Origin of the sequence: Marinicella gelatinilytica (assembly GCF_026410405.1) — a bacterium.
In the GTDB taxonomy this organism is placed as follows: Bacteria; Pseudomonadota; Gammaproteobacteria; order Xanthomonadales; family Marinicellaceae; genus Marinicella; species Marinicella gelatinilytica.
Map to the genome: position 1 here is coordinate 26,352 of NZ_JAPMLN010000009.1, position 22,366 is coordinate 48,717.

The following is a 22,366-nucleotide window of genomic DNA, read 5'->3' on the forward strand; positions in this document are numbered from 1 at the left end:
TATGACTGCTAAAGCCAACAAAAATAAACAAATACATTGGTACCGGGTGGGTGTCGATGGTTGGCTATGTGCGGCATTTTTTAGTTTATTGTTTATCGGAATTGTGATGGTTGCGTCAGCTTCTGTGGCAGTGGCTGAAAACGCCACATCCGATCCGTTTTATTATCTGAAGCGACATTTATTGTTTATTGTTATGAGCTTTATGGGCGCTTGGGCGGTGCTCAATATTCCGGTTTCTTGGTTCCAGCGATTAAGCCGACCGGCTTTAATTGTCACCATGGTGTTATTGGTGTTAATTATGATTCCCGGTATTGGTATTGAAGTCAATGGTGCCAGACGGTGGTTGAATTTAGGTGTTTCTCGATTTCAGGTGGTTGAGGCAGTTAAGTTGGCTTTAATTATGTCGTTAGCCGCTTATGTGGTTAAACATGAAGAAGCCATCAGAGCGTCAATGCTGGGTGTTTTACGACCCATTTTATTGACCGCAGTGATTGTGGGATTATTGTTGGTGCAGCCGGATTTTGGTTCAGGTGTGTTGTTAATGGCAATCACCATTATCATGGTGTTTATTGCTGGCGCCCGTTACCGCGATTTGACTTTAATTGGTCTCATAAGTGGTTCAGCGGTGTTGGTTTTGGCTTGGGCAGAGCCGTATCGTGTTAAGCGATTGGTTAACTTTACTGACCCTTGGCAAGATCCTTTTAATGCCGGTTTTCAATTGGTTCAGGCCTTAATCGCGGTGGGTCGTGGTGAGTTAACCGGTGTGGGTATTGGTGCCGGTATTCAAAAACTATTTTATTTACCGGAAGCTCACACAGATTTTATCTTTGCAGTTTACGCCGAAGAAATGGGTTTTTTGGGTGTGTTATTGATGGTGGGTTTATTTATATTGCTGTTTGTGCGAATTTTTAAAATTTCACGACAGGCTTTTATCAATGGCCAAATTTATGGTGGTTTTTTATGCTCCGGCATTGTGGTTTGGTTGGCTTTACAGACATTTTTAAGTATGGGCGTGAATTTAGGTATGTTGCCCACCAAGGGCCTGACTTTGCCGTTTATTTCATCCGGTGGTAGTGCCATTATGATGAATATTATTGCCATTGCGTTGGTGGTTCGGGTGTCTTATGAAAACCGTAAAATGAATTTCAGGTTGACAAAGCAGGAGGCAAGCGCATGAATTTTGTAATTATGGCCGGCGGCACCGGAGGACATATTTTTCCCGGCATTTCACTGGCAAAAGTGTTGCAAAAAAGAGGTCACACCATTTATTGGTTAGGTGCCAAAGGCGGTATGGAAGAGCGTATTGTTAGGCAGTATGGGATTCGATTGAAGTTGTTGACTGTTAAGCCCATGCGTGGCAAAGGGATCATGCGTAAATTAACGACACCCTTTTCGTTGTTTAAAACAATGTGGCAAGCCCGTCGTTTTATGGTGAAAGAACACATTGATGTGGCCGTTTCTATGGGCGGTTATGTGGCTGCGCCGGGTGGATTGGCCACGCGCTTTTGTGGAACACGATTGGTGGTTCATGAACAAAACAGTGTGTTTGGCATGACCAATCGCTTGTTGGCAAAACACGCTGATAAAGTTCTCACAGGTTTTGATTTGAACGGTTTATATCAGTCGCAATGGGTGGGCAATCCAGTTCGCGCATCCATTTCACGGACTGCAAAGAAAGTCGATTCCAAACAACCTTTTAATGTGTTAATCATGGGTGGATCTTTGGGTGCGCAAAGTTTAAATCGACTACTGCCTAAGTGGCTAACAAAATATTTACATGAAGATGTTATTCGTATTTGGCACCAGTGCGGTAAGGGAAATGCCGTTCGCACCAAAGAGGCTTACGGCGATGCCAAGGACAATGTCAGGGTTGATGACTTTATACATAACATGTCAAAAGCCTATAGTTGGGCCGATGTTTGTATCGCGCGCGCCGGCGCCTTGACATTGGCTGAGATAACAGCCATGCATATTCCGGCTTTGTTGGTGCCGTTTCCGCAAGCTGTTGATGACCACCAAACCAGAAATGCCATGTATTTAGTGAACCATGAAGCGGCTTTAATTTGGTCAGAAAAAGATGACGAACAACAGCTATTAGCGCGCATTGAGCAATTGTTTGATGCGCAGAATCAAGCGGCCATGCGTGACGCTTTAAAAGCCATTTATAAACCGCATGTGGCCAATACCATGGCAGATATCTGTGAAGAGGTGGGTGCATGAGTTATTTAACACCCGAACATAAATTTGCACGACGAATGCAGCGCATTCATCTTATCGGTATCGGTGGTTCAGGAATGTCCGGTATCGCAGAAGTTTTGCATAACCTGGATTTTAAAGTCAGCGGTTCGGATCAACAGCAAAGCAAGGCCACAGAACGCTTAGTTAACATGGGTGTGACGGTTATGCATGAACATCTTGCGAAACACATAGAGCAAGCCGATGTGGTGGTCTATTCATCGGCGATTGCGGGTAATAATCCGGAACTAAAAGCAGCCAGAGCAGTGGCTTTGCCGGTCTTAACGCGTGCTGAAATGTTGGCTGAATTAATGCGTTTCAAAGTGGGTATTGCGGTGGCCGGTACCCATGGTAAAACCACCACCACCAGTTTGATTGCCAGTATTTTAGCAGAAGCGAAATTAGATCCGACGTTTGTTATCGGTGGCTTATTAACTGCGGCAGGCTCTCATGCCCGCTTAGGTGCCGGTGAGTACCTGGTGGCAGAAGCTGATGAGTCCGATGGGTCATTTGAATTGTTACAGCCGGTGATGGCGGTGGTTACCAATATTGATGAAGATCACATGGACACCTTTGATAATGATATAAATGTATTGAATCAGGCGTTTAATAATTTTATTCATCGGGTGCCTTTTTATGGTGTCACGGTTTTATGTGTTGATGATGAGCGGGTGGCAGAGTTGGCTGAAAAGGTTTCACGCCATAAAATCACATACGGAATGTCACCAAATGCGCAAGTGCGTGCCGTCAATATACAACAACACCATCAATTCATGGATTTTGATGTCGAATTTGAAGGTAAGCGAATGTTATCGTCTGTGCGTTTAAATATTCCCGGTGAATACAATGTACTCAATGCCTTAGCGGCCATTTCAGTGGCTTTGGAACTGGACGTGGATGCGGCTGCCATGAATCGCGCTTTGGCACAATTTACAGGTGTTGGCAGACGCTTTAATATTCACCGGCTTCCGGCACCTGCTGGTGGTGAATTGACGTTGATTGATGATTATGCCCATCATCCCACGGCAGTTGCCGCTGTGATTGCTGCTTGCCGTGATGGCTGGCCCGAACAACGGTTGGTGGTGGTTTTCCAACCTCATCGTTACAGCCGAACGCGGGACTTATTTGATGAGTTCAGTGATGTGCTGAATGATGCCGATGTGCTGGTTTTAAGTGAAGTGTATGCTGCCGGAGAAAAGGAAATTTCCGGTGCTGGCGCGGTGGATTTAAGCCGAAGCATTCGAAATCGAGGAAAATTGGATCCCATTTTTGTTCAGGATATAGAACAAGTTCCGGAGACCTTAGCGCATTTGTTAAAAGCCAATGATGTGGTGCTGATGATTGGTGCCGGGTCCATCGGTGCCGTTATTCAAACCATGGTTGTTAATCAAGGAGCCTATCATGACTAAACGAATTGCATTACTTATGGGTGGACACAGTGCCGAACGTGAAGTCTCTTTGAGTTCCGGGCATGCGGTGGCAGCTGCCATTAAGGAATTGGGTTATGAGGTAATTTGTGTTAACGATGTTAATGAACTTAAGGCATTGTCCAAACATGACATTGATTTGGTTTTTAATTTGTTGCATGGCGCCGATGGCGAAGACGGTCAATTGGCGGCTTGGTTGGCCTTGGAAGGTTTAACCTATACCGGTTGTGACTATGTGGGTGCCTGCTTAAGTTGGCATAAACACATTGCCAAAACCTTGGTGGCACAGCAAGGTATATTAACACCGCCTTTCCAAATATTAACTTCACCCGAACAGTTGATCATCGATGCGGCAGAAGGGCCATGGATTGTTAAGCCCGCCAGTGAAGGTTCCAGTGTTGGCCTAACCAAGGTCAACCACAGTGATGACCTGGCCGATGTGGTGAAGCATGCCTTTAACCTCACGAATCAGGTTTTGGTGGAGGCCTATGTATCGGGCACAGAATGTACAGTGGGTATGGTCGGTAAGGATATTTTACCGGTGGTGAGCATTGAACCGGCCGGCGAGCTATATGATTATGAGGCTAAATATAACAGTAGCAGTACCCGCTACCATTGTCCGCCATCTTTTTCCAAAGCTTTGCAAAGACAATTACAGGCCGATACCCAACAAATTTTTGAAACCTTGCAAATCTCAGGTTGGGGCCGGGTGGACTTTATTGTGGATGAAGCCGGACGACGCTGGTTTTTGGAGGTGAATACCACGCCGGGTATGACCGCCACCAGTTTGTTGCCCAAAGCAGCCAAAGTCCATGGTTGGGATTTTAACCGTTTGGTGGCTGAAATTATTAAAACCGGGTGGCATCATGAGTAAGATTGCGCAGCTCATTTTGATTTTCAGTCTGTTGACACTGCTGTTGGTGTCAGCATTAATGAGTGGTTTGATACATTCTGAGCGTTGGGAAATTAAACAGGTGGAAGTGGCAGCAGAATATCAACGTGTAACTGCCGAGCAAGTTAGATTGGTGGTGAAAAAAACCGGAGAAAGGTCTTTTTTTAGATTGGATACTGATCAAGTCAAAAATGCGTTGAAGTCACTCAATTGGGTGCGTGAAGCCCATGTAGTGAAACAGTGGCCTGATAGTTTAAAAGTTACTTTGGTTGAACATCAACCCAAAGCCATATGGAACGATCGTCAATTAATTAATCAGCGTGGTGAGTTGTTTGATGTGGAACGTATTGATGATGTTGCCGGTTTGCCAAAACTCTATGCACCGGACAACCAGGCGGATCAAATTTATAAAATGTTTATCCGGTTTAATCGTTTGTTACAGCCGGTAGGTCATGAAATAGCCACCGCACAAGTTAGTCAGCGTGGTGGGTGGCAACTGGAGTTGCGCAACGGTTTGCAAATAAATTTGGGCAATGAGCAGCAAGAGGCACGTGCTTTGCGGTTAGCCGACACTTGGCAGTCCATGGTGCGTACCAGTCAACAATCACCGCAGCGTATTGACTTACGTTACAGTAATGGCTACGTGGTGCAATGGCATCCCGGAAACAATGAACAGCAACCATCACCAGCTCAGCTTCAAGATCAGGAGGTCAGCTCATGAAGGTTAAGAAAAATGACAGTAAATTACAGGTCGGTTTAGATATTGGCACGTCAAAAGTGGTGGCCATTGTCGGTGAAGTTCACGGTGATGGCTCCATGGAAGTGGTGGGCATCGGTTCATCACCATCACGGGGCTTAAAACGTGGCGTGGTGGTTGATATCGAATCAACCGTTCAGTCCATTAAACGCGCCATTGAAGAAGCGGAATTAATGGCCGGTTGTGAAATTCAGTCGGTGTTTGTCGGTATTTCAGGCAGTCATATTCGCAGCATTAATTCTGATGGCATCGTTGCCATTAAAGATAAAGAAGTCAGTAAGACTGATGTGGAAAAAGTCTTGGATGCCGCCAGGGCGGTGGCCATTCCCAATGATCAAAAAGTGCTACATGTTTTGCCGCAAGAATATGTCATTGATGGACAAGATGGCATCCGTCATCCTGTGGGCATGTCCGGCGTGCGATTAGAAGCGCGGGTTCACTTGATTATCGGCTCAGACAGTGCCTCTCAAAACATCAATAAATGTGTTGCGCGTTGTGGTTTGTCCGTTGATCAATTAATTGTGGAGCAGCTGGCTTCTGCCACCGCGGTATTAACAGAAGATGAAAAAGAACTGGGTGTCTGTATGGTGGATATCGGTGCCGGAAAAACCGATATCGCGGTATTTACCCAAGGTGCCATTCGCCATGTGTCGACGATTCCCATTGCCGGTGATCAGGTCACCAATGATATTGCTGTGTCAATGCGAACACCAACCCAACATGCTGAAGACATTAAGTTGAAATACGCCTGTGCGTTGCGTCAATTGGCGTCGGCTGAAGAGACCATTTCAGTGCCCAGTGTCGGTGATCGTTCACCACGCAGATTGGCACGTCAAACACTGGCAGAAGTGGTGGAACCGCGTTATGAAGAATTATTCAGTTTAGTTCAGGCCGATCTGCAACGCAGCGGCTACATCGATTTAATTGCTGCCGGTATTGTGTTAACCGGCGGTGCTGCCCGTATGGAAGGGGCTGTGGAGCTGGCCGAAGAGGTGTTTCATGTGCCCGTCCGTTTGGGCGTGCCGGTGGGTGTCACCGGTTTAAAAGAGGTTGTCAATAATCCGGTCCATGCCACGGGCGTCGGGTTATTGCAATATGGTAGCAACAGTGATTTTGTTGCCGATAATTTTACGGAGTCAGAAACCTGGCTTCATAAATTTAAAAAGTGGTTTCTGGGCGATTATTAATCGCTGAAATTAAAAGTAATTTTGGAGGTATATTGATATGTTTGAATTAATGGAAAACGATAGCATCGGCGCAGTCATTAAAGTGATTGGAGTTGGTGGCGGCGGTGGTAACACGGTGCAACAGATGGTGGATGCCAATATTGATGGTGTTGAATTTATCTGCGCCAACACCGATATGCAGGCATTGGAAAAAACCAACTGCAAAAATGTGATCCGCATCGGTCAAAATGTGACCAAAGGCTTAGGCGCCGGTGCCAATCCTGAAGTCGGTCGACAAGCCGCTTTGGAAGACACTGAGCGTTTAAAAGAAAGCTTACAAGACACTGACATGGTTTTTATCACAGCCGGTATGGGCGGTGGAACCGGAACCGGTGCAGCCCCCGTGATTGCCCAAATTGCGAAAGAAATGGGTATTTTAACGGTGGCCGTGGTGACCAAACCATTTCCTTTTGAAGGTAAGCGTCGAATGGATGTGGCCAACAAAGGTATTCAGGATTTAGAGCAGCATGTGGACTCTTTAATTACCATTCCTAATGGTAAACTGCTTACCCACTTTGGTCGTGATGTGACCTTGCTCAACGCCTTTAAAGCGGCCAATGATGTATTACAAGGCGCGGTACAAGGCATTGCTGAACTAATCACTTGTCCCGGACTCGTGAATGTTGACTTTGCCGACGTACGCACTGTGATGAGTGAAATGGGTATGGCGATGATGGGCTCCGGTTCCGGTAAAGGTGATGACCGCGCTGCGGCTGCCACTGAATTGGCCATGAATTCACCTTTACTCGAAGACATTGATATGCACGGCGCCAATGGTGTACTGGTGAATATCACTGCAGGCATGGATCTCACCATTGGTGAATACGATGAAATCGGTGATTTAATCAAAGAATATGCCTCTGATGAGGCCACTGTGGTGGTCGGAACATCCATTGATATGGAAATGAAAGATGAGATTCGTGTGACTGTGGTTGCCACGGGTTTAAATAAAACGGCCAAGAAAAAACAATTCAAAGCTGTTGAGATTGTTCGTGAAGCCACCAATAATCAGCCTGAGCAACCATTACGTGCCACCCGAGATGATGACAACGCTTCAAAAAATACCGGTCATGCCGTCATCGATAAACTCAGGGGTGATGACAGTGCCCAAGAGTCCGATGACTATTTGGATATTCCAACGTTTTTAAGAAACCAGTTGGATTAAGTGGCGGTTTTAAATCGAATGTGATTGTTATTTTGTCAGATACCATAACTGATGTTTCGATTGGTTACTGGGGTGTGGGCGTACCTCCCGCTGCACCCCATGTGACTTGTCGCTTAAATGTCACAAACGTTGTTTTAAAACAACAAAACACTTGTTAGATGAGTGATTTATGATACAATCGGCAAAAATTGACCCTTTAAAGGCAGCATACAGTCTTATATGATTGCACAACAAACACTAAAAAATACTGTCCGCGCCACCGGCGTAGGCATTCATTCAGGCCAAAAAGTATTCATTACTTTACAACCCGCACCCGTTAATACCGGCATTGTGTTCCGACGCGTTGATTACAAACGACCCGTGGCCATTGAGTCAAATGCACTCAATGTGGGCGAAACCAGTATGTCAACTACATTGGTTAAAAATGGCGTAAAAGTGGGTACCGTTGAACATTTAATGGCGGCTTTTGCCGGCATGAACATTGACAACTGTTATGTGGATTTAAGTGCTTCAGAAGTGCCGGTGATGGATGGTTCTTCCGGGCCTTTTGTGTTTTTAATACAGTCTGCCGGTATCAAGCAACAAAAAGCAGCCCGTCAATTTATAAAGATAAAAAAAGAAGTCAAAATCGAAATGGAAGATAAGTATGCCTTGCTGAAACCCGGTAATGGCAGTCGCTATTCGTTTGAGATTGAATTTGATCACCCGGCTTTTGAAGACCATTGTCGTTATGCCGACATTGACTTAAACAGTCAATCTTTTATCAAAGAAGTGTCTCGCGCCCGTACTTTTGGTTTCATGCGTGATATTGAGATGCTGAGAAGTCATAACCTTGGTTTAGGCGGTAGTATGGATAATGCCATCGTTTTGGATGATTATCGGGTACTCAATAATGATGGCTTACGGTATGAATCTGAGTTTGTTAAACACAAGCTCTTAGACGCCATAGGTGACATCTACCAATTGGGTCACCCCATCATCGGTTCATTTCACGGTTATAAATCAGGTCATGCCTTAAATAACGAGTTGGCTCGGGCTTTACTGGCTGATGAATCCGCCTATGAGTTGGTGACTTTTGAAGGCAAAAAAGACCGACCCACAGAGATGTTACCCAGTTATCTCACTTCTTAATAGATCTTATCACTAAAATGTTGCACATCGGTATTATTCTGATCCGGTGGTTAAGTTTTAATCGAGTTGTGATTTAGCAAAATCGATATCAAGCGCTTGCACCGTATCCAATGGTTCCATCTCAGCAGCTTGCTGGTAAAGTTGCGTGGCTCTTGACACCGCATCTTTAGCCTTCAGTAAAATATGAACATTACCGGCTTCAATCAGATTAATGGGGGTTGCTGCCAATGCCAATGCTTTTTCACAGTGTTCCAAGGCAGTTTTACTCTTCGCACCGTAAGTAATGCCACCCAAGGTAGCCCCCACTTTATTAATTACCTCGGCATGATAAAGTGCCAGAGCAATATGTGCTTCTGCATGATCCGGTTGATGTTCAAGTACGGTTGCTAAGCGTTTTTTGATTTTTCCGCCAAATCCTTGGTGCAGGGCTTTGGTTATAGAAATGGTTTGTGAGTATCGTCCCATAGCCACTGCCGTGGTAAATTCACAATTATAATCAAAATGAGCACCTTCACTGGTTTCAATACCGTATTCATAAGCCAAATGGAGTAAACGCTCGGAGGTTTTATCATCTTCACAGACATAATCGGTGTATGCCACAACTGCACGAATAACCACCGGCAAACCCTTGCTGCCTAAAGATCGGCCTAACCGCACAGCTTCAGCGAAGTCGCCATTATGATAAGCCAGCCAAGCATCCAACAAATCACCGGAGGGAACAGCAGCTAAGTCAGCGGCATGTAAATGTTTCCAAACATTCTTCAGATCTGTCTTTGTTAAGGTTGTGGTAAAAGCAGGATCGGTGGGGTGCCATTCATTTATTTTCATAATTTTTATTCTATTATCCGTGTTTAGTGTGTTTACTCTATAGACATTGATTATGATACCCATATTAGTTAAAAAACACAATCAAGTGAGGATCAAAAAATGAATACGAACCAAGTTAAAGAATCAGCCAAAAATATTTACTTAGCCGGTATGGGTGCCGTATCAATGGCTCAAGAAGAAGCCGTTAAAGTGTACTCAAAAAGCTCTAAAGAAAGTCAGAAGTTTTACAACCAACTGATTAAAGAAGGCAAAAAGTTTGAAAAAAAATCTAAAAAATCAGTGAATGAAACCACTGAATTGGCAGAAAAGAAAGTCAAAGGCTTAAAAGCCTATGCCAACGAGCAAGTTGAGAAAATTGAGAGAATGTTTGAAGCCCGCGTGGAAAATGCATTACATAAACTGGATATTCCAACCGGTGAAGACATGGACAAACTCAGCAAAAAAATTGATGCATTAACCAAAGAAATCAAAAAATTAGAAAAAATCGAAACATCAGCCTAAATCGTTGATTAATACCTTGTCCCCCAAACAGTAGCCAAGGATGGTTGCTGTTTTTTTTGTGAGCCTTTTTTCCCTTGAAAATGTTACAATAAGCATCATCTTAAGGTCACTCCAATTTTTTTAGAATAATGTCCCTAAAACTTACAGAACAAGCTGCCAATCGTATTCAACATTTTTTACAGCAAGATGAACACGCCATAGGCTTTCGCGTGAAAATTAAAAAAATGGGTTGTTCCGGATGGGGCTACGATGTCAGTATTGCACATCATAAACAGGATGATGACACGACTTTTGAAGACCGTGGAATTACCTTGATTGTGCCGCGACAAGATTTAGACAAAGTCAAAGGCACCACCATCGATTATGAGAAACAAGGCATTAATCAAATTTTTGTTTATAAAAACCCCAATGCCACGGGCTCGTGTGGTTGTGGTGAGAGTTTCACCACCAATTAATCTCGGTTTCTCATTTAACCCGACTTCTGTTTAACATTGACCGGATTCAGCCACCCGTGGGCGACCGACATTATTGACAATCACTGTCTTAGCATGATCGTCACCTCGCAAATCACAAAAACGAATCGATAGATTTGTTCCCGGTGATGATCCTAAGCGATCATAACGAATTTTCTGGCGGTAAACAGATGCCACCGCTTTCAATGATTCTTGCATGGCTTGTTCAGTGGTTAAAATGATTTCATTATTATCCAGTTGACGATTTTGATTATCATCCTTAAAAACCAACCAACCTTTGTGCCAAAAACTGTCTGCATCACATTCTTTCAATGATACGCTGGGACATAAAATAACATGGCTACCGTAAATAATGCTTTGATTACGTGCAAAATGTAAACTGCTAATCAGACGATTGATTTCTGTGGTCATTATTTTATTGTGCTTAAATGCTTGATAATTAGGGACTGCATAGCCGGTTAAGATAGTAATAACTGCCAATGCAATCATCATTTCAATTAAAGTAAATCCTGATGGTTTGTGTGACATAACGCCTCCCTGATGTTGATTTGATAACGAGTGTGTTTAAATTATGCGCGTTTTAAAACTAACCATCTGCCGATATTTTCTGACAAGCTTGTCAATATTTTCCTACAGTTGTCTATATAAACGATGGTACAGATGGTCGATTGTCCCTTGAACAGGTATAATAACGACTCTATAATTGTCGATTATTTAATCAGGAAAAACACATGGCACGAGGTATCAATAAAGTCATCTTAGTGGGAAATTTAGGCCAGGATCCTGAAGTCCGCTACACCCCGGCCGGCGCGGCGGTTACCACCATATCAGTGGCCACCACCGAAGCCTGGAACGATAAAGACGGTAATAAACAAGAGCGCACTGAATGGCACCGTGTGGTATTTTTTAGCCGATTAGCGGAAATTGCCGGAGAATACCTTAAAAAAGGTTCCCAAGTTTACATAGAAGGCAAACTTCGCACCAACAAATGGCAAGATAAATCTGGGGCGGATCGTTACACCACTGAAATTATGGCGAATGAAATGCAAATGCTTGGCGGACGCTCCGGCCCAGGTGGTGGTATGGGTGGTGGAAACATGCCATCAGCACCAAAAGGCAATAAACAAAATCAGAATCAAAACCAGAACGACTCCGGTCCGAATTACGATGATTTTGACGACGAAATACCTTTTTAGAGGTAAGCATCATTAATCCTATAACCATAAATTTGAACCCCTTGTCCTTGAGGGGTTCTTTTTTTGCCTTATTATTTTTAAGGTTGTAACAATATACCTAAAGGTGACATGAGCTTTAAAGAATCACATTTTATTTTAATGACCGGCTATCGTCAGCAATTAGCCAAAGCCCTTTATCAACAAGGAGTTCCCTATTCGATTGTGACTGAGAAACCCATTAAAATAACACCGCCCGGTGTTGATGAGGTTCTCATCGTGGCCTTTGCTCAAATAGATAAAGCCCTAGATGATAACGATTTAAGCATGATTGGGTTACGCCTAAAAAATACCCCTAGCCATGTCATCGCCGGTACCGAATCGGGGGTTTTTCCGGCTGCCGTTTTAAGGCGAATTTACAATGCCCGAAGTTCTTCAAAAGCCTTGTTGAATCGTTGTACCGACAAAATGGCCATGAAAGAATACCTGAGCGAACACGATATTCCCATGGCTGCCTTTGTCACTCACCGTAAGGGCATAACAGCAGAATCATTGGTCAAAAATCTTGGGTTACCTGTGGTTGTTAAAGACCGCAAGAATTCCGGTGGACGTAATGTTGTGATAGTAAAAACAGTTGAAGAATTACGCCCACTACTGGCAACTCAGCGACTATATGAACAATTTATTGATGCCGCTGAAGGCAGTATCGAATCTTTTATTGAAAATGGCCAAATTATCTTTTCCAGTATCACCGAATACCACACCAATAAAGTCGCCAATATTGTTCCCGCCGGTTACCCGGAAGCTGAACTAGAAGCTATTCGGACTTTGAATACTCAGGTGATTAAATCACTCAATATAAAGTGGGGCTTAACTCATCTTGAATATTATCGTGATAAAAAAGGTCAGTTGTTCGGTGAAGTGGCACTGCGACCGCCGGGCGGATATATCATGGAATTAATCAAGTGTGCCTATGACTTTGATCCCTGGGAGGTTTTCGTACAAATTGAGCTGGGCCTGCCGGTCGAAAATTTACCGGCTAATCCTGTTCGGACTTGTGGCGCTGTTTTACTGCATCCCGGCGAAGGTATCGTTAAAACCGTGACTTTGCCCAATAAAACTGACTATCCCACATTGTCCAAAGCCACCATCAAAGTTACAAAAGGCGACCGCATTAAACCGCGAGATGGTGTCGGTGAAAGCGTCGGGCGTTGTTTTTTCAGTGCCGATCAATACGACGATGTGAGCAAAGACATAAGTAAACTGTGTCGTACAAACCCTGTTGAAATTGAGCAAGATTGATGAACATCAATTTGCTACCAAATACTGGTAATCAATATTCTATCTAAATTAAATTTCTTTTAATGACTTATAATCAATCCTTTAAAGTCGATCCCACAAACCATGCGCGGGCAAGCTCCTCCAGAAACTGATCAGGCCGAAAATTGGGACGTTTTGAAAAAGCTGCTGCCTTATTTGTCGGAATATAAAGCACGGGTGATTCTGGCGTTGCTGTTTTTAGTGGCGGCGAAATTAGCCACCACCGGTATGCCATTTTTAATTAAAGGGATCGTTGATCAGTTAGGTGCGGCCGGTAACAATTCAATGGTATCAGGACAGTGGTTTTTGGCACCGGTGGCTTTGGTGCTTGTCTATGGCTTACTGCGCTTTGCCAATGTCTTATTCGGTGAGATTCGGGATACTTTGTTTGGCCGGGTGACTGAACGGTCCATGCGGCGAATTGCGCATGAAGCCTTTGTGCATTTGCATCGGTTGGATTTGGATTATCATTTAAATCGCAAGACCGGCGGTGTTTCTCGGGACATTGAACGCGGTGTCAGTGGCATTAGTTTCCTGTTACGTTTTATGGTGTTTAGTATTTTGCCGGCGTTGATAGAAATTATGTTGGTGGTGGGTATTTTGTTGTTTCAATATGGTTGGAAGTTTGGCTTAACCACTTTGATTGCCATCATTACATATATTCTGTTTTCGGTGAAAATAACTAATTGGCGGCGGGCTTTTTTGCGTGAGGCCAATACCGCAGATTCGGCCAGTAACAGCCGTGCCATAGACAGCTTATTGAACTATGAGACGGTTAAGTATTACACCAATGAGGCTTTTGAAGCCAATCGTTACGATGCCAACTTAAAGCAATTAGAACAAGCCAAACGGAAGAACCGCTTGTCGCTGTTCGCCCTGAATGGTGGACAAGCCTTAATCATCAGTGTTTCGATGACAGCGATGATGCTGTTAGCGGTTCTGGGTGTGCAAAACGGTGCTATGACGGTGGGTGACTTTGTCTTGGTCAATGCCTTTATGATGCAATTGTTTATTCCTTTGGGATCTTTAGGTTTTGTGTACCGTGAAATCAAAACATCCATGATTAACATTGAGCAGCTGTTTAATATTTTGGAGATTCAACCAAAAATCAACGATGCCCCGAATGCCAAAAAGTTGGTTGTTTCACAAGGTGAGATCGAATTCAAGCAGGTTGAATTTAGCTACCGCAGTGATCGTGACATCATTAAAGGCCTCAGTTTTAAAGTGACAGCCGGCCAAACTTTAGCGGTGGTTGGCGCCAGTGGTTCGGGCAAATCAACATTGGTGAAACTGTTGTTTCGTTTTTATGAGCCAACTGCCGGACGCATTGAAATCGATGGTCAGGATATTCAACAAGTCACTCAAGATTCTTTACGCCGAGCCATTGGGGTGGTACCGCAAGACACGGTGTTGTTTAATGATTCCATTTGGGAAAATATTCGCTATGGCAATCCTTCGGCCGGTGATGAAGCGATCAAACAAGCCATATCCATGGCCTATTTGGATGATTTTATCGCACAATTACCCGATGGCACGGCCACTCAAGTGGGTGAGCGTGGCTTAAAGCTTTCCGGTGGTGAAAAACAGCGGGTTGCCATCGCCCGAACCATTTTGAAAAAGCCGCCAATCATGGTGTTTGATGAAGCCACTTCATCGCTGGACAGTCAGTCCGAACAAATGATTCTAAAAGCCATTCAGGAGATGGCTAAGAACACCACTAATTTAGTTATTGCCCATCGCTTGTCCACCGTCGTCAATGCCGATCAGATTATCGTTCTTGAGCAGGGTCGTATTATTGAACAAGGCTCGCATGATGATTTAATGCTGTCACAGGGCAGTTATGCGCAATTGTGGCTGGCACAACAAAAAGAAGATAGTCAGTGATTATTATGTCCCCAAAGAAAAAATGCCTTTAATCACCAGACTAATCAAACCCACCGCCAGAAATCCCAAACACCACAAGCCAATAAACCAGAGCCATTGTCTTGTTTTTTTGCTAACCATTAATACAAACTCTCATGACTGCTTTTACCGCGGAAGGTGAAGAAGCTAAAGGCGGTGTAAGCCAAGATGATGGGTAAGAAAATCACCGTACCAACCAATAGCAACATCAGTGAGCTGTCAGCGGCGGCGGCTTGCCAGAGGGTGAGTTCAAAGGGCACAATCCAGGGATAAACACCGACGGCCAGGCCTGCATATCCGGTAACAAATAACAGTATGGCGTAGATAAATACGCGACTGTGGGAATCTTTATTGTGCAAATGCCGGATAATTTGTACCACCGCGAATAAGCTGATCAGTGGAATCGGTAATAAATACCAGAAATTAGGTGAGCTAAACCATAAATCAGCGATGCGGTCATCCATCAGCGGCATAATGATGCTGATTAAAGCCATAAACAGCACCACAAAAATCAGACAATATTGACCGGCAATGCGGGCCCATTTTTGGGTGATTTCATCGGTTTTCATAATGGTCCAGCCGGCGCCCAGCAAACCATAGGCGAATATCAATCCGATACCGCTAAACACGGCAAAGCCATTGGCCCAGTCCAGCGGACCGCCGGCGTACTGGCCATCGATGACGGTGAAGCCCTGGACAAAGTTGCCTAATATCAGGCCTTGCATAAAAGTCGCCAACATGGAGCCAAAATGAAACGCGGCATCCCAGACCCAGCGTTTCATACCGGCTTTAAAGCGGAATTCAAAGGCGACACCGCGGAAAATTAAACCGATGAGCATTAAGATAAAGGGTAAGTAAAGCGCCGGTAAAACAATGGAATAGGCCAGCGGAAAAGCGGCAAATAAACCGCCACCACCGAGCACCAGCCAAGTTTCGTTACCATCCCAAAAAGGTGCCACCGAATTCATCATGCGATCCCGGCATTGTTCGGATGGTGCAAAGGGAAACAAAATACCGACGCCCAAGTCAAAACCATCAAGAAGTACATAAAGGAAAATCGCGAGGGCCAAAACAGCGCCCCAAATCAGCGGTAAATCCAACCAGCTTGCTAATTCACTCATTGTTGATCTCCATCATTATTTAAGGCCTTGGCAGCTTGTTGGCGGCTGTGTTGATAATAATCCGGATCACTTTGATCGGTAGGCCCTTTTTTGAAAATCCGAAAAATATAATAAGTACCGGCACCAAAGAGGGCGGTATAGACCACAATAAAAATAGCCAGGGACAGCGCCACTTGCGCGCCAATCACCGGTGACAAGCTGTCCGCCGTTCGTAAATGGCCAAACACGGTATAGGGCTGACGACCAATTTCAGTCACAAACCAGCCGGCAATAATGGCCACGAAACCTGACGGTCCCATTAAAACACACCATCTCATAAACCAATCAGAGCGGTATAAATGGCCGCGCCAATAGCGCCAGGCGGCCACCAGGCCGGTAAAAATCATGGCAAAGCCAATCGCCAACATCACCCGAAACGACCAGAATACGGTCGCCACTGGCGGGTGTTCTTCCACCGGCCAATGGTTCAAGCCTTTGACTTCACCGTCTAAACTGTGGGTCAGTATTAAGCTGGATGCATAGGGGATATTGAGTTCAAAATCATTCCGCTGTTCGGCTTGATTCGGCCAGGCAACCACCCGAAAGCCTGCGCCTTGTTCCGTTTCCCAGATGCCTTCCATGGCGGCGACTTTAATCGGTTGATGTTCCAGGGTATTTAAGCCGTGCAAATCACCAATAATTAATTGTGCCGGTGCCACAAAAAGTGCCATAAGCAAGGCCATACCGAGCATGATTTTAGCTTCGGCTAAATGTCGGTTTTTTAAAATATACCAGGCACCCACCGCACCGACCGCAAAAGCCGTGGTTAAGAAGGCCGCGGTGACCATATGCATTAAACGATAGGGGAATGATGGGTTAAAAATAATGCCCCACCAGTCTTTGGGGAAAAACACCCCGGCGGCATCTCGACTAAAACCGGCGGGTGTTTGCATCCAACTGTTGGCCGATAAAATCCAAAAAGCCGAAATTAAAGTGCCGATGGCCACAATCACGGTGGCGGCAAAGTGCATGTTTTTGCTGACCCGACCCCAACCGAATAGCATAATCCCTAAAAAAGAAGCTTCCAAGAAAAATGCAGTTAACACCTCGTAACCCAATAAAGGTCCCAGGATATTACCGGTTTGGGTGGAAAATAACGACCAGTTGGTACCGAACTGATAACTCATCACCACGCCGGAGACCACGCCTAAACCAAAGGCAACGGCAAAAACCTTCACCCAAAAGCGATAAATCCGTTGATAAACCGGGTTATCCGTTTTCAGCCACAAACCCTCAAGTACGGCCAAAAAACTGGCCAGACCAATGGTAAAGGCAGGGAAGATGATATGAAAGGCAATGGTAAAACCGAACTGGATTCGGGCCAGGAGTAGGGCGTCAAAGTTTTCTAATACAGGCATGATAAACATATTAGATAAAATTGAATTATAGTTTATTTATGTTGATTAATCAAATATATGGCTGAAATTATTGAGCTTGGTCATCGATAAATCAAACCTGGCCATTCCATTCATTCATAAATAACTGCGAATCCAGACATCATTTGTTCGGCTTTGATTTTAATTTGATGTTGACAATGGTAAAATTAAGTTTTTAATACGAACGTTTGAATATGGCTAATTTACCCGCACCCGTTAAAGATATACAATTTATTGTTGATGAAGTTTTGGACTTAACCGGTCACTATCAAAAACTTGGTGTCCATGAAGAGTTGGATGCTGAAACCTTCGTTACTGTGATTGACGAAGCCTCTAAATTTTTACATGAATATGTTGGCCCCTTAAACAATCCGGCGGATGAACAAGGTTGCCGGATTGACGGCAATAAAGTCACCACCCCCGATGGTTTTAAAGAGCTTTATAAAAACTATTGTGATTCAGGCTGGTCATCTTTGGATGGTGATCCTGATTACGGTGGTCAAGGCTTAAGCAGTTGGTTGCAATTAATTTTGGGCGAACTGAATACCTATTATTGCCCAGGTTGGTCTAATTATCCGGGTTTAACCCACGGTGCCCGTGAATTGTTGACCCATTTTGCTTCTGATGAGCTGGCTAAAATGGTATTACCTAAACTCACCACCGGTGAATGGTCCGGCACCATGTGTTTGACTGAACCACAGTGTGGCACTGATTTAGGCATGGTGGCAACAGCTGCCAAGCCGCTTGATGACGGTAGTTATGAAGTAACCGGCACTAAAATATTTATCACTTCCGGAGAACATGATTTAACGGACAATATTATTCATCTGGTGCTGGCGCGATTACCGGATGCACCGGAAGGTACCAAGGGAATTTCATTATTTTTAGTGCCTAAGTTTTTAATCAATGATGATCTCAGTGTTGGTGAACGCAATGGTGTGGCGGCTGCCAGTATTGAGCATAAAATGGGCCTTAACAGTTCTGCCACTTGTGTGATGAACTTCGATGGGGCCAAAGGTTATTTAATTGGCCAACCCAATGAAGGTTTGAAAATAATGTTTACCATGATGAATGGAGCACGTTTAAATACCGGTATTCAAGGTTTAGCTGCCACCCAGGCGTCTTATCAAAATGCTTTGGCCTATGCCAAAGACCGTTTGCAAATGCGTGCTGCTGATGGTCCAAAATACCCGAATAAACCGGCCGATCCCATCATTGTGCACCCGGATGTTCGGCGCATGCTGTTAACCCAAAAAGCCTTTGCCGAGGGTAACCGTGCTCTGGCTTATTTTGTCGGTCAGAAACTGGAAGTGATCAAACATTCAAAAGACGCTGATGAAGTGAAAAAAGCAGAACAGTTGGTGGCATTTTTGATTCCGATTGTCAAAGGCTTTATCACCGAAACTGCACTGGAAGCAACCACTTACGGCATTCAAGTGTATGGTGGTCATGGCTATATTAAGGAGCACGGCCAGGAACAATGGTATCGAGATGCGCGGATTTTCACTCTCTATGAAGGTACCACCGGTATTCAAGGTTTAGATTTAGTTGGCCGCAAATTGTTGTACTTACAAAAAGGTCAGATTGGACAAATGGGTGATATTATTCAAGATTTTATTGATAATAATGACACGCCATTTAATGCACAGTTACAAAAAGCTTTAGATGCCTGGCATGATATTACCGGGTTTATTGCCAAGTCTGCCATGCAAGATGCCAATGAAGTCGGAGCCGCCTCGGTGGATTACATGATGATGTCCGGTTATGTTGTCCTTGCATATTTCTGGGCACGATTGCATAATTCAGCAGAGCACAACAAAGGTCAGCTCGGTGCAGATTTTTATGCAGGCAAGCAAAAAACCGCGGCATTTTATTTTGCAAAAATATTACCGAGGATTGAAAGTTGCCAAGCGTCCATTCGGACCGGGGCTGATTCTTTGATGACGATACAAGAATCAGAATTTTAACGAAGAGGTTTTACATAAATCAGACATCTTTAAACGACGTCGGTTTATGTCGGTGCCTCATGGTATAGATTGAAGCTAAATAAAAAATATCTAAATACAATTATTACATGGGTGCTGATGCTGTTGGCAGTGGTGTTGTGGGGGCAATTTATATTGTTCCCCAAACACCGTGGTGCCGGCATTGAGTCGGCAACAGCACCTCCTGCTTTAGCGGCATCAAATACAACACGCGCTCCACTTTCAAGCCACCACTTATTTGGAGCGGCGGCATCCTCGGAAACATCCTTAAACCATTCACTGTCCGGCGAAACCAGCTTAGATTTAATTATTACCGGCACCTTTGCCAGTAATGATCAACAAAGTGGTCAAGCCTATATTCGTCAACCAGGTGGTGATGAAAAAATGTTTCAAGTGGGTGATCAGGTGTTTGATATGGCCAAGTTAACAGCCGTATACCCTGACTATATATTGTTAAGTCGAAACGGTCGTCAAGAAAAATTAACCCTGTCAAAAAACCGTCTTTCAAGCGACCGAAATCCCGCTGGTCAAGTTCGCAATACAGATGGCTCTCAAGTGGATGTCGCTGCTCGAAACCGTCAGTTTATAAACAGCAGTGGTCATTGGCAAGAAGCCTTAAACCAAACTAAATTTGATGCCAATAAGATTGCTAAAATTGCCGGTAATGTCAGTATCATCACCGATAACACCGGTCAAGTTGCCGGTTTAAAAGTATCGGCTTTAAGCGGTAATAATGTACTTCTCAAACAAGGCTTACAAAGCAATGATCGCATTATTGCCGTTAATGGTGTGGCCATAGCCAGCAATAATTTGTTTACCATCAAGCAACAACTTGAGCAAAGTGAACGCGCCACGGTCACCGTTAATCGCAATGGCCGGGAAATTAGCCTTAACCTCAACTTATCTGAGTTACAACAATGACAAAATCAACCACCATTTTGGCGCTAATTATGAGCTTGCTGTTTAGCCTTAATTTGGCGAACGCTCAACAACAAGAAGACACCCATACACTTAACTTACAAGACACAGACATTCGCTTGTTGGTGGAAACCATTAGTGACATGACCGGTAAGAATTTTGTGGTAGATCCTGAAGTACAAGGCAAAATAACGGTGATTTCAAGTCAGCCGATTCCTGAAAAAGAAGTGTATGATTTATTTTTGTCAGTGCTCAGTGTCAATGGTTACACCACTGAAGAACAGGGCAATGTCATCAAAATTTTACCGATGAGTAAAAGTAATCCCATGTATTCCGGTGGTGCCGGACACCCTGATGACATGATGACCCGTATTTTCCGGGTAGAGCACATGCCTGTCGATGATGTGATGCAGGTCATTAAGTCGATTAATCCAAAATCTAAAATTATTGCCAATGCCGACGGTAACATGTTGATTGTCTCGGATAAGCGCAGCCATTTGGACAAAATGCAGCAATTGATTGATAACATCGATTTACAATCTGACAGCGCCATTGAACTAATATCTTTGCAATATGCCAATGCCGAAGATGTGGCAGATACCCTAACGCAATTATTGGATACCGGTAATAATTTGGGGCCACAAACCAAAATAGTTGCTGATAATCGCACCAATACCGTGGTTGTTAGTGCCAATCCCGCATTAAAAAGTAAAATTCACAGCATCATTAACGAGCTGGATCGACCTTTGGCCACCAATACCCAGGCACAGGTGGTTTTTCTTAAATACGCTTCAGCAGAAACTTTGGTACCTATTTTAGAAACATTGGCCAATAGTCAGCAAGGTGAAGAAAGTACCGATAACAACATCAGCATTCAAGCCCATAACGAAACCAATTCCTTGGTGATAAAAGCGCCACCGGCCGTATATCGAAATGTGGAAGAAGCCATCAGCAAATTGGATATCAGACGGCAACAGGTGCTGGTGGAAGCCATCATTGCTGAAGTGTCGATGGATAATTCCAAAGAACTGGGTGTTGATTGGTATGCCCCAATTGCCGGTGACGGTGATGACGGTATTGTTGGCGGTTCCTTTACCGGTAATCAATTACCTAATTTAGGTGCTGAAAATCCGTTGGATGTGTTTGGCAGTTTATTGGCAGGTGGTTTAAATTTGGGTTATCTGAATTTTGGAACCGGGGCAGATGGTGAGCGCGCGCTACAGTTTGGCGGCTTATTGAAAGCCATCAGCACCGATGGTAATAACAACATTTTATCGACACCATCAATTGTGACCTTGAATCATCAAGAGGCTTCTCTTTCTGTGGGGCAAGAAGTCCCCTTTGTCACCGGTCAGTATTCCGGGACCGGCAATGCCGACAGCACAGGTTCACCCAATCCATTCACCACCATTCAACGCGAAGATGTGGGTTTGTCCTTAACCGTAACTCCGCACATCAATGAAGGGGGTCAAATTGTGGTTGATATCGCTCAAGAAATATCGAGTATTGATCCCAATGCCACCACTGCCGTGGACATTGTTACTAAAAAGCGTACCTTAAAAACTTCGGTGATGATTCCCGATAATTCCATTTTGGTTTTGGGTGGATTAATTGATGACTCGGTGCAGGAAACCATCAAAAAAGTACCCTTGCTCGGGGATATTCCGCTAATCCGTAATTTATTTCGCACCAAAAAACGCTCACGAATTAAACGTAATTTAATGATTTTCATTCACCCGCAAATTATGCACACCGATGCCCATCAAGAGGCCATCAGTCGACAGCGCTATGAAGACATACGTCAGCAGCAATTACAAGAAGTGAAGCCGGAAACATTCCGCCGTGGAGAACCTGAATTGCCTCCTTTAAAGGATCAGGTTAGTGATGGTCCCCAATAA

Annotated in this window: 20 protein-coding genes; 16 read left to right on the forward strand and 4 right to left on the reverse strand. The window is 44.3% G+C overall.

Features of this window, described 5'->3' with window-relative positions; all coding sequences use genetic code 11:
- The first annotated feature begins 1 nt into the window (after position 1).
- From ftsW to lpxC, 8 genes are all read left to right on the forward strand, one after another.
- A complete protein-coding gene (gene ftsW / locus OS173_RS07320; RefSeq protein ID WP_267183619.1) occupies positions 2–1,177 on the forward strand; it encodes a putative lipid II flippase FtsW in 1,176 nt (391 codons plus the stop codon).
- Positions 1,174–2,220: an undecaprenyldiphospho-muramoylpentapeptide beta-N-acetylglucosaminyltransferase gene (gene murG / locus OS173_RS07325; RefSeq protein WP_267183620.1), complete on the forward strand. Its 1,047-nt coding sequence runs from the start codon at positions 1,174–1,176 to the stop codon at positions 2,218–2,220. Before ftsW ends, murG begins: the two co-directional genes overlap by 4 nt.
- Positions 2,217–3,644: a UDP-N-acetylmuramate--L-alanine ligase gene (murC, locus tag OS173_RS07330; RefSeq protein WP_267183621.1), complete on the forward strand. Its 1,428-nt coding sequence runs from the start codon at positions 2,217–2,219 to the stop codon at positions 3,642–3,644. Before murG ends, murC begins: the two co-directional genes overlap by 4 nt.
- Positions 3,637–4,536, forward strand: a complete 900-nt coding sequence (locus OS173_RS07335) for a D-alanine--D-alanine ligase family protein (protein WP_267183622.1) — start codon at positions 3,637–3,639, stop codon at positions 4,534–4,536. Before murC ends, OS173_RS07335 begins: the two co-directional genes overlap by 8 nt.
- Positions 4,529–5,275, forward strand: coding sequence for a cell division protein FtsQ/DivIB (locus tag OS173_RS07340; protein ID WP_267183623.1), 747 nt, complete (start codon positions 4,529–4,531; stop codon positions 5,273–5,275). The genes OS173_RS07335 and OS173_RS07340 overlap by 8 nt, the downstream gene beginning before the upstream one ends.
- Positions 5,272–6,498 (forward strand): cell division protein FtsA, encoded by a 1,227-nt coding sequence (gene ftsA / locus OS173_RS07345; protein ID WP_267183624.1) that lies wholly within the window; start codon positions 5,272–5,274, stop codon positions 6,496–6,498. The genes OS173_RS07340 and ftsA overlap by 4 nt, the downstream gene beginning before the upstream one ends.
- Positions 6,499–6,529: 31 nt before the next feature.
- A complete protein-coding gene (ftsZ, locus tag OS173_RS07350) occupies positions 6,530–7,702 on the forward strand; it encodes a cell division protein FtsZ (protein WP_456085706.1) in 1,173 nt (390 codons plus the stop codon).
- Positions 7,703–7,921: 219 nt separating this feature from the next.
- Positions 7,922–8,833, forward strand: a complete 912-nt coding sequence (gene lpxC, locus OS173_RS07355) for a UDP-3-O-acyl-N-acetylglucosamine deacetylase (protein WP_267183626.1) — start codon at positions 7,922–7,924, stop codon at positions 8,831–8,833.
- Positions 8,834–8,890: 57 nt separating this feature from the next.
- On the opposite strand, the gene OS173_RS07360 is transcribed toward lpxC, so the two are convergent.
- Complete coding sequence (locus OS173_RS07360; protein ID WP_267183627.1) at positions 8,891–9,661, reverse strand: hypothetical protein; 771 nt, start codon at positions 9,659–9,661, stop codon at positions 8,891–8,893.
- A 99-nt stretch (positions 9,662–9,760) separates the two neighbouring features.
- Here OS173_RS07360 and OS173_RS07365 point away from each other — a divergent pair, with 99 nt between their 5' ends.
- Together OS173_RS07365 and OS173_RS07370 are read left to right on the forward strand one after the other, a co-directional pair.
- Positions 9,761–10,162, forward strand: a complete 402-nt coding sequence (locus OS173_RS07365) for a phasin family protein (protein ID WP_267183628.1) — start codon at positions 9,761–9,763, stop codon at positions 10,160–10,162.
- 128 nt (positions 10,163–10,290) lie between these two features.
- A complete protein-coding gene (locus OS173_RS07370; protein ID WP_267183629.1) occupies positions 10,291–10,617 on the forward strand; it encodes a HesB/IscA family protein in 327 nt (108 codons plus the stop codon).
- Positions 10,618–10,647: 30 nt separating this feature from the next.
- Here OS173_RS07370 and OS173_RS07375 read toward each other — a convergent pair whose 3' ends face one another.
- Entirely contained in the window at positions 10,648–11,163 is a 516-nt protein-coding gene (locus OS173_RS07375) for a GspH/FimT family pseudopilin (RefSeq protein ID WP_267183630.1), read from the reverse strand.
- Between the two features lie 203 nt (positions 11,164–11,366).
- Here OS173_RS07375 and ssb point away from each other — a divergent pair, with 203 nt between their 5' ends.
- The 3 genes from ssb (at position 11,367) to OS173_RS07390 (ending at position 15,011) form a co-directional block, all read left to right on the forward strand.
- On the forward strand, positions 11,367–11,831 hold the full coding sequence (ssb, locus tag OS173_RS07380) for a single-stranded DNA-binding protein (RefSeq protein WP_267183631.1): 465 nt from the start codon (positions 11,367–11,369) through the stop codon (positions 11,829–11,831).
- A 108-nt stretch (positions 11,832–11,939) separates the two neighbouring features.
- Positions 11,940–13,109: an ATP-grasp domain-containing protein gene (locus OS173_RS07385; RefSeq protein WP_267183632.1), complete on the forward strand. Its 1,170-nt coding sequence runs from the start codon at positions 11,940–11,942 to the stop codon at positions 13,107–13,109.
- Positions 13,110–13,211: 102 nt separating this feature from the next.
- A complete protein-coding gene (locus OS173_RS07390; RefSeq protein ID WP_267183633.1) occupies positions 13,212–15,011 on the forward strand; it encodes an ABCB family ABC transporter ATP-binding protein/permease in 1,800 nt (599 codons plus the stop codon).
- 119 nt (positions 15,012–15,130) lie between these two features.
- On the opposite strand, the gene cydB is transcribed toward OS173_RS07390, so the two are convergent.
- Both cydB and OS173_RS07400 read right to left on the reverse strand, forming a co-directional pair.
- Entirely contained in the window at positions 15,131–16,150 is a 1,020-nt protein-coding gene (cydB, locus tag OS173_RS07395; protein WP_267183634.1) for a cytochrome d ubiquinol oxidase subunit II, read from the reverse strand.
- Complete coding sequence (locus OS173_RS07400; RefSeq protein WP_267183635.1) at positions 16,147–17,547, reverse strand: cytochrome ubiquinol oxidase subunit I; 1,401 nt, start codon at positions 17,545–17,547, stop codon at positions 16,147–16,149. Before OS173_RS07400 ends, cydB begins: the two co-directional genes overlap by 4 nt.
- Before the next feature lie 212 nt (positions 17,548–17,759).
- Between OS173_RS07400 and OS173_RS07405 the strand changes: the two genes are divergently transcribed.
- The 3 genes from OS173_RS07405 to OS173_RS07415 all read left to right on the forward strand — a co-directional run bounded on the left by OS173_RS07405 (position 17,760) and on the right by OS173_RS07415 (position 22,366).
- Entirely contained in the window at positions 17,760–19,532 is a 1,773-nt protein-coding gene (locus OS173_RS07405; RefSeq protein ID WP_267183636.1) for an acyl-CoA dehydrogenase C-terminal domain-containing protein, read from the forward strand.
- Positions 19,533–19,601: 69 nt separating this feature from the next.
- A complete protein-coding gene (locus OS173_RS07410) occupies positions 19,602–20,471 on the forward strand; it encodes a type II secretion system protein N (RefSeq protein WP_267183637.1) in 870 nt (289 codons plus the stop codon).
- Positions 20,468–22,366, forward strand: a complete 1,899-nt coding sequence (locus tag OS173_RS07415) for a secretin N-terminal domain-containing protein (protein ID WP_267183638.1) — start codon at positions 20,468–20,470, stop codon at positions 22,364–22,366. The genes OS173_RS07410 and OS173_RS07415 overlap by 4 nt, the downstream gene beginning before the upstream one ends.

Bases quoted from the DNA above. Each gene is read 5' to 3' on its own strand.
- ftsW (WP_267183619.1), top strand. From the start codon at position 2: ATGACTGCTAAAGCCAACAAAAATAAACAAATACATTGGTACCGGGTG.
- murG (WP_267183620.1), top strand. From the start codon at position 1,174: ATGAATTTTGTAATTATGGCCGGCGGCACCGGAGGACATATTTTTCCC.
- murC (WP_267183621.1), top strand. From the start codon at position 2,217: ATGAGTTATTTAACACCCGAACATAAATTTGCACGACGAATGCAGCGC.
- OS173_RS07335 (WP_267183622.1), top strand. From the start codon at position 3,637: ATGACTAAACGAATTGCATTACTTATGGGTGGACACAGTGCCGAACGT.
- OS173_RS07340 (WP_267183623.1), top strand. From the start codon at position 4,529: ATGAGTAAGATTGCGCAGCTCATTTTGATTTTCAGTCTGTTGACACTG.
- ftsA (WP_267183624.1), top strand. From the start codon at position 5,272: ATGAAGGTTAAGAAAAATGACAGTAAATTACAGGTCGGTTTAGATATT.
- lpxC (WP_267183626.1), top strand. From the start codon at position 7,922: ATGATTGCACAACAAACACTAAAAAATACTGTCCGCGCCACCGGCGTA.
- OS173_RS07360 (WP_267183627.1), bottom strand. From the start codon at position 9,661: ATGAAAATAAATGAATGGCACCCCACCGATCCTGCTTTTACCACAACC.
- OS173_RS07365 (WP_267183628.1), top strand. From the start codon at position 9,761: ATGAATACGAACCAAGTTAAAGAATCAGCCAAAAATATTTACTTAGCC.
- OS173_RS07370 (WP_267183629.1), top strand. From the start codon at position 10,291: ATGTCCCTAAAACTTACAGAACAAGCTGCCAATCGTATTCAACATTTT.
- OS173_RS07375 (WP_267183630.1), bottom strand. From the start codon at position 11,163: ATGTCACACAAACCATCAGGATTTACTTTAATTGAAATGATGATTGCA.
- ssb (WP_267183631.1), top strand. From the start codon at position 11,367: ATGGCACGAGGTATCAATAAAGTCATCTTAGTGGGAAATTTAGGCCAG.
- OS173_RS07385 (WP_267183632.1), top strand. From the start codon at position 11,940: ATGAGCTTTAAAGAATCACATTTTATTTTAATGACCGGCTATCGTCAG.
- OS173_RS07390 (WP_267183633.1), top strand. From the start codon at position 13,212: ATGCGCGGGCAAGCTCCTCCAGAAACTGATCAGGCCGAAAATTGGGAC.
- cydB (WP_267183634.1), bottom strand. From the start codon at position 16,150: ATGAGTGAATTAGCAAGCTGGTTGGATTTACCGCTGATTTGGGGCGCT.
- OS173_RS07400 (WP_267183635.1), bottom strand. From the start codon at position 17,547: ATGCCTGTATTAGAAAACTTTGACGCCCTACTCCTGGCCCGAATCCAG.
- OS173_RS07405 (WP_267183636.1), top strand. From the start codon at position 17,760: ATGGCTAATTTACCCGCACCCGTTAAAGATATACAATTTATTGTTGAT.
- OS173_RS07415 (WP_267183638.1), top strand. From the start codon at position 20,468: ATGACAAAATCAACCACCATTTTGGCGCTAATTATGAGCTTGCTGTTT.